Source organism: Magnetococcales bacterium (assembly GCA_015232395.1).
Taxonomy (GTDB): Bacteria; Pseudomonadota; Magnetococcia; order Magnetococcales; family JADFZT01; genus JADFZT01.
Genome location: JADFZT010000097.1, coordinates 1 through 13,547 on the forward strand (window position 1 = coordinate 1; position 13,547 = coordinate 13,547).

A 13,547-nucleotide genomic window follows, 5' to 3' on the forward strand; every position below is an offset into this window, starting at 1 on the left:
CCCGCACAAGCCCCGGATCTCTCCCCCATCCTGGAGAGCTTGCTGAATCCCTTGCTGTTGCTGCTCCAGTTGTCGCTTACCCTCTGCTTTGATCGCAGCCAGGATGGGTTCCAGAGTTGTTTCGCCGTCGCTACCCCGAACAGCAACATTTTCCAGCGCTCCCTGAACCGTCCGTTCTTGCATTTCAGCCAAGCGGGCGGTTTCCATCTTGACCGCTTCGATGACCGGATCGAGGGAAATGTCCACTCCAGCCACCGGCTGAGGCATCTTATCGAGAGCGGCCTGCAACGCTTGGGTCTGACTCTCGGCCAGTTCATGCCCCTGGGCTTGGATCGCTTCCAGGATCGGGGTGAAATCCGGGGCTTGTGCGGGCGCGATACTTTGAGCTTGGATCGCTTCCAGGATGGGGGAGAGATCCGGGGCTTGTGCGGGCGCAATGTTTAGGGCTTGGATCGCCTCCAGGATGGGGGTGAAATCCGGGGCTTGTGCGGGCGCAATGTTTAGAGCTTGGATCGCTTTCAGAATCGGGGAGAGATCCGGAGCTTGCGCGGGTGCCATATTTTGAGCCTGGATCGCTTCCAGCACCGGGGTGAGATCGAAACCTTGAGCAAGCTTGGCGGTTTCCGATTGCACCGCTTCCACCAGCGCAGTCGGAGAGAGATTTTTTTGCAGTTTGGCCAGCGTGCCATCCAAAATGTTCTGGAGCTGCTTTTCCTGCTTTTTGGCCTGTTTTTTGTTCTCAGCCTTGACCGCCGCAATCACCGGCTCCAGGGTGAGTTCCCCATCACCGCCGCGCACGGCGATATTTTCCAGCGCTTCCAGAACCGTCCTCTCCTGCATGTCAGCCAGACGGGCGGTTTCGGCCTGCATCGCTTCGATCATCGGATCGAGGGAAATCTCTACCGGCGTTACGCTGGCAGGGGTGTCGCTCTGGGAGGTGGCTGCGTTCAGGGCTTCACGAATGGTTTCCCCCTGACTTTTCAGAATCCGCTCACCTTCCCCCTTGATCGCATGGAGAATCGGCTCCAGATCCGGCATCTCCTGCCGACTTTCCCGGGATGTTCCCTGCTGTAGGGCTTCCCGAATCACTTGCCCCTGCCGCTCCAGCTGCCGTTCACCCTCGGCTTTCACCGCAGCCAGGATCGGCTCCAGAGTGAGTTCGCCATCTCCCCCACGCACGGCGATGCCATCCAGCGCCTCCCGCAGTGCCCGGGATTGGCTCTCAGCCAGTTGGGCCCCCTGTTTTTCCAGAGCGGCCAAAACCGGATCCAGAGAGAGGGATGCAGCGGAAACCGCCTCCCGCATGATTTCAGCTTGTCGGTCGGCGAGTAAAATACCCTGCATCTCCAGGGCATCCAAAACCGGCTCATGGGAAGTGGATGCTTGGGATAACGCTTCTTTTATGGCGTTGGTTTGACCTTCGGCCAGGGCTTCACCCTGGGCTTTGATAGCGGCCAAAACAGGGGCGGGGTCGAGGCCTTGGGCGAGCTTGGCGGTTTCCGATTGGACCGCTTCCACCAAGAGATCGGGGGAGAGGGATTGGCCGAGCTTTTTGACGGCGGAATCCAAAACCTCCTGGAGTCGTTTTTCCTGCTTTTTAAACTGCCGCTTGTTTTCTGTTTTGACCGCTGCAATCACCGGCTCCAGGGTGGCTTCGCCATCGCTGCCCCTCACCGCAATATTTTCCAATGCTTCCTGTATGGCCCGCTCCTGGGTTTCAGCCAAGCGGGCGGTTTCGGCTTTCACCGCTTCGATCACCGGATCGAGAGATATTTCAGCGGTGGTCTCAGGCACTGGAATAGAAGAGAGCGCCTCCCGAACGGTCTGCTCCTGCATTTGGGCCAGACGGGCGGTTTCGGTCTTGACGACTTCGATCACCGGATCCAGGGAGAGAGCCACGGGATCCTGCGGGGGGGGGAGGGTGCTTAATGCGGCACGGATCGCTTGATCCTGACCAGCCAGCACCCGATCCCCTTCGGCTTTGACCGCCGCCAGGAGGGGTTCGAAATCCGCTGTCTGTCCGTCATGGTCATCCTTTGTTTCAGCCAGCACCTCCCGAATAGCCTGACGCTGCCGTTCCAACTGCCGCTCACCCTGGGCTTGGACCGCTGCCAGAATCGGCTCCAGGGAAAGCTCCCCATCACTGCCCTTCACCGCAATGTTATCCAGCGCTTCACGCAGCGCACGGGATTGGCTTTCGGCCAGTTTGGATCCCTGTTTTTTCAGGGCAGCCAAAACCGGATCCAGGGAGATCGATGAACCGGAAGCGGCTTTTTTCAGGGCTTTGGCCTGGGCTTCGATGATTTCACTGCTCTGGGATTGCAGCGCTGCCAAAACCGGGTCCAGGGCGGAGGATGCTGCGGATACCGCTTTTTTCAGGGCTTTGGCCTGATTTTCAGCGATTTTAGCTCCCTGGGCTTGCAGGGCTTCCAAAACCGGTCCGAGGTTGAGATCAACCCGGCTGAAGCCCTCTTTCAGCTGCTCTTCCAGGCGGGCGGTTTCCGATTGGAACGCCGCAGTCAGGGTGGCTGGGGAGAGGCTTTCGCCAAGCTTTGATACCGAGGCATCGATGGTTTCCCGGATGCGCTTTTCCTGCTTTTTGAGCTGCCGCCGGTTTTCTGTGCTGAGGGCTTCCAGGAGGGGGGTGGGGTCCAGATCCCGGGCTTTTCCACCCAGCTCCTGCAACGCCGCCACAACCCGCTTTTCCTGGCGTTTTTCGAGCTTTTGGTTTTCCTCCCGGATCGACGCCACAATGCGCTCCGGCGAGAGGGCATCTCCCAGGGCGCTCACGCCATTTTCGAGGGCCTGACGCACCCATTTTTCCTGGCGCATTCCTTCACTCTTGATGGCGGCCACGATGGGATCAAGGCTGAAACTACCGTCAGAATCACGAACCGCCACTTCCTGCAAAGCGCTCTGCAACGCCTGACTCTGGCTTTCAGCGATTCGGCTCCCTTGGGCTTCCAGGGCAGCCATCACCGGCTCCAGGGAGAGCCCTTGGGTGGCGGCATTTTCTTTCAGGCGCTCTTCCAGGCGGGCGGTTTCGGATTTGACCGTATCGATGATGGTGTCGGCAGAGAGGGCCTTGCCCAGCCCGGCCACTACCCCTTTGACCGTCTCCCGGACGCTCTTTTCCTGCTCCTTGATGAGTCGCTTGCCCTGAGACTTGAGGGCATCGAGGAGGGGATCCAGATCGGCTGTTTTTTCCTTGGGGGATTTTTTGATCTCTTTTTGCAGGGTGTGAAGAGTGTCGGTGATCTGCTCCACCAGTTGTGCACCCTCTGCCCGGATCGCTTCCATCACCGGTGCCAGGGTGGTGGCATCCAGACCCGATGCCGGTGCCGCCCGGGAGAGAACTGCCTGGGCGGTCTGCTCCTGGGTGGCGGCCAGCTGGGCGATTTCGCTGCGGACGGCCTCCACCACCGGCTCAAAGGAGACCAGCTCGGCGGTTTCCACCGCGACCCCCTCAAAGCTCTGCCGGATGACCCCTTCCATCCCTTCTTGAATCCGACCCACCTCGTTGCGCAACTCCGCAAACACCGGCGCCAGGCTGAAGCCATCTCCCTGGGGGGCCTGGTGGATGGCTTGTTCCAACATCTCCCGAAGTTCAGTGCGCTGGTTTTGGGCTTCCCGTTCCGACTCCAGCCGCACGGCGCCCACCAGAGATTCCATGAAGCTTTTTTGGGCGGCGTGTTGCTCTGCCAGGCGTTCGGTGAGTTTTTTGGATTCGGCTTGGATGTTTTTTTCCAGCCCCTCACCGGAAAAGCTCTTTTGAAGCCCGGAGAGGGCCTCTTTCATCGCTTTTTTGACGCTTTTTTCTTGACGCTTGAGTTGCCGTTCCCCCTCCGCTTTGACAGCGGCCACGATGGGCTCCAGGGTGGTTTTGCCATCTTCACCCCGCACGGCGATATCGTTCAATGTCTCCTGCAAAGCTTCCCGCAGGGCCAGCTCCCGGCTTTCGGCGATGGCGGTGCTCTGCTGGGCAATGGCCTCCAGTACCGGGGTAAAGGAGATCTCTGTGGAGGTGGATTGATCTTGGATGGTGGCTGCCAGGCGGTCGGCCTCCTGTTTGACCGAAGCGATGATTTTTTTCGGGGAGAGGGCGGATTCCAGGCTGGAGGAGAGCCCTTGCATGGCAGTTTGGATGGCGGCTTCCTGGCGCTTGATCAGCCGTTTGCCTTCCCCTTTGACCGCTTCCAAAATGGGCTCCAGAGGGATTTCCCGGGGGGATCCGCTCTGTTTGATCGACTGTTGCAGATCCTGTTTGAGATCCTCCATCAAACGGGCAAGATTTTCTTCCAGGCCCCTCTCCGGCTTTTTGAGGGTGGCTAGGTGGGGGGCCAGCCAGCTGCCCTCTTCGAGGCTCTTTTTGAGTTTTTTGCCTTCGGCCCGCACCGCTTCCAGCAGCTCCTCCTGGGCTTGGCTGTCGTGGCTGGCGTGGACGGCTGTTTCCCGGGTGCGGGTTTCGGCGTGGTCCAGGCGTTTGCTGAGGCGTTTCAGCTCTTTGGCCTGGCGTTCGCTGTTTTCCCGGAGTAGCTCGGTGGTGCGGGCGACCGCCTGGTCGAGGATGTCTCCGCCCTTTTTGAAGAGACTTTTCCCCTCTTCCCGCAGGGCTTCCACCACGCTCTCCACGGAAAAGCCCGGGGCGCTGGTGGAGGTGGTGCCGGTTTCGAGGGTGACCGCCTTGGCCTGCTCCAGCTGTTTGGCGATGCGGCTTAATACCTTGGCCTGGCTTTCCACCTGCTCTTGAACCGCCTGGGTGAGGTGTGCGGTCTGCTTTTCCCTGGCCTTGGCTTGGCTTGCGGCCTCTTTGCGGGCATCTTTGGCTCGTTTTTCCGAAACTTCCAGCCAATTGCGGGTTTGGGATTCGGCATGTTTGCGCAAGCCGCTGGCCTGCTCTTCGACCTGTTTGAGCACCCCTTGGGTCTGCTTTTCGGATTGCTCCAGGAGCTGTTCGGTGGTGCGGGTCATGGCCTCGTCGATGGCCTTGCCGCTCTTTTTGGCCAGACGGTTGTTCTCCTCCCGCACGATATCGGCGATGGCATCCAGGGAGACGCTTTCAGCCGATTTGCCACCCTTGGATTCAAGCTTGACGGCGTGGGTCTGGTCGAGCCGTTTGGAGATCCCCCGCAACCCTTCCTCCTGGCTTTCGGCGAGGGCTTGCAGGGCTTTGGTCTGCTTTTCAGCTTGTTTTTGCAGGGCTTTGGTCTGTTTTTCGGCCTGAGTTTCAACCACCTGAGCTTGATTTTGCAGGGCTTTGGTCTGCTTTTCGGCCTGGGTGATGGCGGACTGGGCGTGCTTTTCGAGCGCCTTGGTCTGTTTTTCGGAGTGGGACTCGATGGTTTGGGTCTGCTTTTGGGCCTGCTCCAGCAGGGCTTTGGTCTGTTCGGCTGTCTGCTTTTGAAGTGCCTTGGTCTGCTTTTGATTCAGCTCCTGGAGCTGTTCCAGCTGATTGTCGCCATGGGCTTGGAGGGTCTGGGTCTGATTTTCAGAGAGGGCTTGGAGTGCTTGCGTCTGTTTTTTGGACTGCCCCAGCAGCTGCTCGGTGGTGTGGGCCAGGGCTTTGTCGAGCTGTTCGCCGCTCTTTTTGGCCTGTCGGTGATTCTCTTCCCGCAGGGCGGCCACGACCATATCGACCGTAAACTCTTCTACCTCTTCGCTCTTTTTCTCCATCTCCTGGATGGAGCGCTCCATGCGGGTGGCGGAGTGGCGCAGCCGTTCGGTCTCTTCCCCCAGACGGGTTTGCAGGCGGCTGGAGGCGTCGGTCAAAATTTCCTGGATCACCTCTTCATTGTGGTTGGTGAGGCGGGTGCTTTCGGCTCTTACGGCTTCGATGAGGGGTTCCAGGAAGGCCTGACCCTTGATGCGGCGGCTTATGGTATCCAGGGTTTCCCGCATCTCCTGGCGTTCATTGGCTTGCTGTTCCCCCTGGGTTTCAATGGCTTCGACGACATCGTTGAGGGAAAAACGCGCCTGCAACTGTTCGGTTACCTCGGTGAGGGTATCGCGCACCACCCGTTCCTGCTGGTGGGCCAGACGATCTCCCTCGGCCTTGATGGCGGCGATTATCCGCTTGCGGGAGCCCTGTTCCGAGAGCCTGGCGGTCATATCTCCCAGGGAGTCCCGAATCAGCTGCTCCTGGGTTTGGGAGAGTTCGGCCATTTCGCTTTTGAGGGTGTCGATCACCGGGGAGAGGGCTTTTTTGGCCACCGTGGCAAAGTGCTCTTCGGCAGCGGTGGCGCTCTGGTCCAGACGGTCCGTCGCCTGGCGCATCCGTTCGGCCTCTTCCGACGCTTGAGCCCGCACCCGGGAGCCGGTTTCCAGGAGAAATTCCTTGTGCAGATCGGCCCGTTTGTCCCCTTCCTCCTGCATCTGTTCCATCAGGGGGCGCACGGCGGCATCCACGGCGGTGACGGTTTTTTCCTTGAGGCCACCCATGGCCAGGTCGAGATGGGTGATGAGTCTCTCCAGCAGCAGCTCACCCTGATCTTCTTCGCCATCTTCCGGGATGGGGGTGCCTACGGGGACCAGATCCAGGCGCTCTTCCAGCAGGCGGCAAAACAGCTCCACCCGGCCACTCAGCTCCCGAAACTGCTGTCGTTCACCCCAGGAAAAAAACAGACCGGAAAAAATACCGGCAAAAGCGGCAAAAAATTTGGCGGAAAAAGCATTCAGAAGGGAATTTAAAGCTAAACGGGAGCTTTCAACGTCGGTGACGGTAAATCCTTCGGTCACAAAAAAGAGCCCGCCGATCAGAGCGGCAAAGGTGACCAGCAGACCCAGACCCACCAGATAGCCCGGCACCGAGCGGTAGTAGCGCAGGTCGAAGCGGGCGGCCAACAGGGTTTCGAAGTGGAAATATTCCCCGGGTTCGCGGATGGCCCGAACGACGGATTCGCCCTCCAGGGCGACCAGATTTTTTCGATAGCTGCCCCAGGAGCGGGCGAGGAGCTGGTTGTTGGCGAGCTTGGTGTCGATGGTGGGAAAGTGGTTGGCAAAGGCGGTGCGGTCGGCGTGTTCCCGAAGCATCTCGGTGGCATCCACGAGCATTTCCCGCACCGGACGCAGATGACCCAGGCGCAGGGCCAGCCAGTGGGCAAAGCCCCAGATCATGATGAGCTCCCCAAACAGCCAGGAGACCCAGGGCTGATTGAGTAGATGAAAGGTTCCTTCAAACATCTGGCGTGCTCCCTACCAAGCGCCTGTGCCGGGAGATGGCATATTTCCCGGAGTTACAATGAGGCAAAAGCGGTCAAGTGTAGACACTTAACATTCAAGCCAAAACAGTCCCTGCTGGATCGCATTTTGATCGGTCTCTTAACATTATGATGGTGGGAATTAATACACCGCCACCCTGTCAGAAGAGGAGAGAGGACCGACCAGAGGCGGAATGCAAGATGCACGCCCGCCTTTGGGAAGCGCTCATTTGTTGTAGAAAAGAGCTTCCCATTCAGTGATTTAAAGGGACTTTTCAGCTGGATTCCCCCTCCCGGACAGCTCCACCACCGGTTATTTTTACCCAGTGGTTGGACCCGGCTCCGGGCAAAGTATACCTGGATCCCGAAAAAATGGGAGCCATTTCCATGGCAACGGCACATTTTCCCGAGTGATGATTTGTCCCATGAATCATGAATATAGTGCCGGGGGGAATCAGCGATTGGCCAACGGGGGCGGGGATCCAGGATGATTTTGAACGATCCTGAATCTGTACTGATAATAGCCAAGCCTGTTTTAGGAATATCTCATTGTGGAAAGGGGATGAACTTTATTTGGAATAGTTCGGGGTATTATAAAAAAATTCAGCCACATGGTTCCTTAGTTTTGCTGAATGAGCCTTCCGTTCACAAATAAAAACAGGAATCATTCAGCCACAGTCCCGCAATTTGACCATTTCGGACCATTTTTTTGCAGGAAAACCTACCAATCATCTAACTTTTGTGGGATGGTTTTGCTGAAAAATGATCCAGAAGGGGGCCTGGGACATCATTTTTTCGTTTTGGTTTTTTTCGCTTGAACAGGCTCAACTAGAAAGGTCGCAAGGAGTTAAAAATGAAGTTGAAAATGGCTCAAACGGTGGATACCGTCACCAAGCAAACCATTAAGGCGTTTTTTGAAACACAAATAAGAATAACTCAGACCAAACCCCGTAACAGCGTAAATTTTTTGGAAAGTGGCCTTGATTTTCCGGAATCCACCATCACCGCCATCATCAACTTTTCGAGTGACGAACTTTCCGGTGGTCTCACCATCACCGCTTATACCTCCACCGTGCTGAAACTGGCCAACGCCTTTACTGGCTGTCCGGTGGGCACCATGATGTTTCTCACCCCTGAAGCCAAGGATGCCTTTGGCGAGTTTGCCAATATCGTTTCCGGCGAAGTAAAGACCGCTCTGGAACAAGCCACCAAAACGCACCTCACCTCCTCCCCGCCATTCATTTTTTCCGGTAGCAACATGAGCGTCTCCGTGGGACAAAAGTTCGATGCGAGCAAATTTTATTTTACCTCTGACGTTGGAAATTTTATCATTGAGCTGATTATCGGGGGGACACTCGATCTGAGTTGACCGGTCGTGTCTGCGTGAAGCATCCTTAATGAGTTGATTTCCCATCAAAATCCACTCCCCGAAACAAAAAAAACGCCTGTGCCATTCCGTGGAGCGCCTCACCGACTCCAGCGGACAGCGCTCCTTTTGGAGCGATGGCTGAAAGGGCGATAAAGCAGGACCCCCAGGGGAGAACGGGATGGCTGAAAAAACCAGAGAGATGAATGATAATCCTTTCTTCATCTACTATGGCAATCTGGCTGATAAATGCTTTGCCCCGGATATGATGTCGGGGGGGGATATTGCTGTTTTTCCGAATGTCATCAAAGGTATCAAGCATCTGTCGGATGTGGGGGGGGATCCAACCAAAAAATTTGAAGCGTATGCCGATGCCTCGGAATTGAAATTTGTCCAAAAATCGGTAGATGATCTCAGGAATGCTCTGATTCAGGAGTCCATGACCCCGCCACCTGCCGGCGATCCATCCGCAGCCCGCAACGCCTATCCCCTGACCAATAAATTAAAGGAATTCCGCATCGCCCTGAAAAAAGGCAATGAGGCGATGCTGGAGGAAAATCCATTTTATGAGCTGACCGGCCTGATCTATCGGCTCAACATGACCGCCCTGAAAAATGCCTTTGTCGAAGAGCTGAAAAAAGCCCCGCAAAATCCCCCCCGTCCCATCAAGGTTTCCCGCACCCTGCGCCAGATTTGGGGCTCCAAGGGGGAGATCATCAGCCTGGGACAAAAATTTTACGAAACTGCCGGCAAGATTGTCTCTGTGGGTAAAATGACCCTGGGGTTTTTACTGTTTATCGGCTCCACCCTCACCACCGCCAAGGGGATGAACGACTTGGTGCAGTTGCCGGGCTTTGTTGAGCTGTTTGGCAATGGCATGGTGGGCAGCGAAAACGAAATATCCCGGATGATTCTCTGTCTTTTTTCAGGATTGGTACTTTCATCGTTCATTCTTGATTTTAAAAGTCGCCTCTTCCAGGGAATCGCCGAGGTGGGGAGCATCCTGCGGGGGATCTATCTCGCCTTCAGACGCAATCCCCGCTGGATATTTCTCTCCTGCTTTTTGACCCTGATTTCCATCTGGACCAACTATGACGGCATCGTGCTTTTGATGTCGAAAAAGGAGGATCTTTCCTGGCAGCTGAAAAAAATCCAGCGTCAGGTGGAAACCGCCATCGGCGACCCCGCAAATCCCAACCCCGACGATCCCGCCTCGTTGATGGACCTGAAGGCGATGCTCAACAAGCGGGTGGCGGAAGCGGTGAAACAATTTGAACAGGTGCCGGTGGACGAAATGTCCGGCTCCGCCTCCAGCGGTGTTGCCCGCAAGGGGCCCCGCTATTGGGGTAAATATTTTGTCGTTCACGGCGGTTTTGAGGCGGGCAAGCAGGATGTGGCCCATAATTCCCGCTCCAAGCTGGCCTGGAAAATCGACAACATGCTCAAAAAGGGCAACCTGACCCTCTCCATCGAAGAGGAGATGAATCAGATCATCGAGACCTACAGCAGGCAGCTCGATCAGACCCGGGCCAGTGTACAACGGCGCACCTCGGCGCTGGAAAAAACCATGAGCCTGCAATCCTATTCACTGGATGAACTCTACCGGGTGTTCAGTCTGGAATCCTACCACATCAACCAGAGCGTGCAAAAAGTGGTGGGGGAGATGGAGGCCAACAAGGATCAATTCGCCGAGGCTGTGGCGGCGATCAATGCCCTGGCGGCTTCCCGTACTTTGCTGCTGCAAAAAGTGGATAAGTCCGGGACCGTTTCCGGCAATAAATATAACATCAACATCACCATCGACATTCCCGATCTCAGCGCCATCGATCAACTGAAAAAGGGTCAGATTCCCAAGGCCAAGCGGCGTAACCTGGCGGAATTGAAGGATACCCTGCTGGAGCGTTACGGCATGGGGACCGGTGGTTTGATTTTGATCATCATCCTCTTTATCGCCATCTCCATGGATCTTTCCGATCCCATCTTTTACAGCGCCATGGTGGCCCGTTGGGGGCGGCGGGACCGGCACTTTTTGAATGAAAATATCGAACGGTTCCGGCAGTGGGAGGACGCCTTTATCCGCAACATTCGCTCTTTCCTGGTGCGACCGGATATCTCCCCGATTCTGCCCAAGCTGCCCCACCCCAAAATATCCCGGGTGCACTATATCTACCATCAGTTTTTGGAGGGGCTCAATCCCATCCTCAAGGATCAGTCCTCTCTGACCCGGTTTGAACAGTTTCGTTTTTGGTTTTTGGGACTGTTCGGCACCACCCGCATCAGCTATGTGGCCGCCTACAATGCCCGGCAAACCGTCACCATGCGGATTGTCAACGATCCCAAAAACCATGGTCCCAAGCTACTCAACCAGGTTTTTCCCGGAGTTTTGGACCACTTTCGCATCGGGATTGATCACTTCGATCTGCTCTTTGAAAAGGTTCTGGATAAAACAGCGCTCCATGACCATCGCTTCAACTCCCGCCTGTATGCTGTTGCGGAAAAGTCCGGTGTGGCTGCGGCTGCGGGTATTCGACCCACTGAGGAAAGCCAGGCTGATGGTCAGGACAAAGAGCCCTCCAAGCCAGAAGCCGGGAAGCCAGAGACCCCGGAAAAAGAGGGCGCTCAAAGCAAAAAGTTTCCCGAGGCTGAGAGTGCCGGGGGAATAATGACCGGTGCGCTGGACTCTTTGCGGGAATGGATTTTTTTGATTTTCTGGAAGCCCTTGGCAGGGGGGGAGGCCCCGTTTCCCCTGGCGCGTCTGAGCTGGTTGAAAACCTATGCCATCACCGAAGCCAAATCCCGGGCCGACATCAACTATCTGGCTAATTTTTCACCCTTCCTGACCCATTTTTTGAGTGATCGACTGCCCCAGCTCAAAAGGGGGCCCCTGGCCAAGCTGGTGGAAAGCCTGGATAAAATTCCCAACACCCAGGCCCTTGAGCGGGCACTGGATATTCAGGGCATGCGGGATGAGCTGGATCGGCTGGAAAAAAGCCTGACCGAAGTGTTGGGACTCACCCAGTTTCAGGGGTTTCAGATCAGCGGCAAAATTTTGCTCGATATTTTTGAAAATGCAGACTCTTCCGATATCGCTGCGGTCTTTTTGCACCACCAGATGGATGCCTCCGGCTTTGAAAAAATTGCTGATCAGCTGGAGGGGCGGCTTCTGAGGGCAGAGCGGTTGATCACCTCCATTGTGGCGGAGCAGGACAACCTGATCTATAAACTCACCCGCATCCGCCGGGATAACCTGACCCCACTCAACTCCACCCTGAGTCATCTGGAAAACCGGGCCGTCATCGAGGAGTCCCTGGGGATTCGGGAGATGTCCAACGACTTGGTGGCCATCGAAAACTTTCTCCTGGAGATGTGGGATCCCGCCACCCTTTCGGTGGGGCTCTCCAGTATGGCGGATACTGGGCTCTATTCGGATTCGTTGGCCCAATGTGACGTCAGTTCAGACCAGGACAGTTCCATCCGCGCCTTTTTTGCCACCAACCCCGAAACCGGTGAATTTGTCCTTTTTGAAAAAGTCGACCAGCTGGAGTCCCGGGTGGCGGAGACCTATCAAAAGGTCAACAGCGTTATCTTTGTGCTCACCTTCATCGACAAAACCACGATCAAGCTTCGGCGTCAGATCGATGAATCTCTGAAAATGCTGGAGACGGTCATTGGCAAGGATTCCCAGTTGGGCAACCTGCAAATGGGGGCGCAACCGATTGATCCGAAAAAATTCAGCTTTCTCGCTGATAATCGCCTCTTTTTTCGCTCGGTCCCCTTGCAGTTGAACACCATCAAAGGCCGCCTCAACTCCCTCCTGGGGGATCCGAAACTCACGGAAAAACACAACGTCGAGCTTTTGCGCTCTCTGGAGAGTCAAACTTTCAAGCTGCACAATTTTCTTAAAAATACGGTGGACTATCTGGATGGAAAGCGCGATGGCGCAGGCCTCTCTGCCGCCCTGACCCAGATGGGCGTTCGGCCCCAACTGGCCGGTCGAAAACCCAGGGAGCCGTTTAAGTTTAACCAAGCCACAGCCCAAAGCGTCCACCCCGGCACGCCCAAGGCGATGATCGAAAAGACCCGGGAAAACTGCGCCGGTATCAAACGCATCCTGATGGATGTCAGCCTGCGGGAGTGGGACATGCTCAAGGAGCCCATCCCCCCGGAAGAGCATGTGCAGCTGCTGAAAACCAGCCGTCCCATGTTGGACCACGCCGCCATTGGGGTGGAAACCATCCTGGCCTCTCTGGATGAAGATCAGGCCGACGTCAATACTTCCCCCACCAATCCCGAGCGTATGGGGCGTCTGCTCAACCTCAAATGCCAGTCGGAAGCGATTCTGAAAAAACTGGAAGTTTTGAACGAAAAGGTCAACAAGCCCTTCTTCGTGGATCGCCGCAGCGACACGGCCTGGGAAAACGAGCGGGAAGCAAAAACCGAAAAGAAAGATGTTTGGGGTCGGGTGGTTGAGGAGGTGAGCGAAGAAGCTGCCGACGACCAAGGGACACCAGGGACAGAGGATAAACCCCGAGGCAGCTCCAGGCGGGTTGCCGAACGGGTGGTGCTCAAAAGCCAAATCGAAATTTCCGCCCCGGGTCGGGGGTCGGTCATCGGTCGAACCCAGGATGTCAGCGCCCGGGGCATCTGCCTGGAAGCCGAATCCATGCCCGATGAACTGCAAGCGGGCATGAACGCCAGCTTCCGGCTGCTCTCCGATAGCCGAAACACCACCTTTTCCTGCCGTCTGCTGCGGATCACCGGGCGCAATATCATTCTCACCATCGACGAAGGCCAGGAGACCAACTTTATCTCCCTCATCCGGGATGAAATGGTCAAGGAGCCCAGTAAAAGCGGCCATCTGCTCAACACCATTATCGTGCCACCCCAAGCCTGACCGGGGGTATAGTGGTTCTATCTCAAAATTGAACACTCTTCCCTGACTCGTCATCCCCGCGAAGGCGGGGATCCAGGGAGCTGATGATTGC

General features: G+C 56.2%; 3 protein-coding genes. 2 read left to right on the forward strand and 1 reads right to left on the reverse strand.

Annotation, left to right across the window (positions count from 1 at the left end):
• On the reverse strand, window positions 1-7,179 hold a 7,179-nt coding region (locus HQL52_18035; GenBank protein ID MBF0371345.1), incomplete at its 3' end, for a hypothetical protein.
• 870 nt (window positions 7,180-8,049) lie between these two features.
• Here HQL52_18035 and HQL52_18040 point away from each other — a divergent pair.
• Both HQL52_18040 and HQL52_18045 read left to right on the forward strand, forming a co-directional pair.
• The gene (locus HQL52_18040; GenBank protein ID MBF0371346.1) at window positions 8,050-8,565 is read left to right on the forward strand and encodes a chemotaxis protein CheX; all 516 of its coding nucleotides are present in this window, start codon (window positions 8,050-8,052) and stop codon (window positions 8,563-8,565) included.
• Between the two features lie 178 nt (window positions 8,566-8,743).
• Complete coding sequence (locus HQL52_18045; GenBank protein ID MBF0371347.1) at window positions 8,744-13,456, forward strand: PilZ domain-containing protein; 4,713 nt, start codon at window positions 8,744-8,746, stop codon at window positions 13,454-13,456.
• The last annotated feature ends 91 nt before the right edge of the window (window positions 13,457-13,547 follow it).

What these genes read in the sequence shown, in the direction of transcription:
- HQL52_18040 (MBF0371346.1), top strand. Translation starts at nt 8,050, where the DNA reads ATGAAGTTGAAAATGGCTCAAACGGTGGATACCGTCACCAAGCAAACC.
- HQL52_18045 (MBF0371347.1), top strand. Translation starts at nt 8,744, where the DNA reads ATGGCTGAAAAAACCAGAGAGATGAATGATAATCCTTTCTTCATCTAC.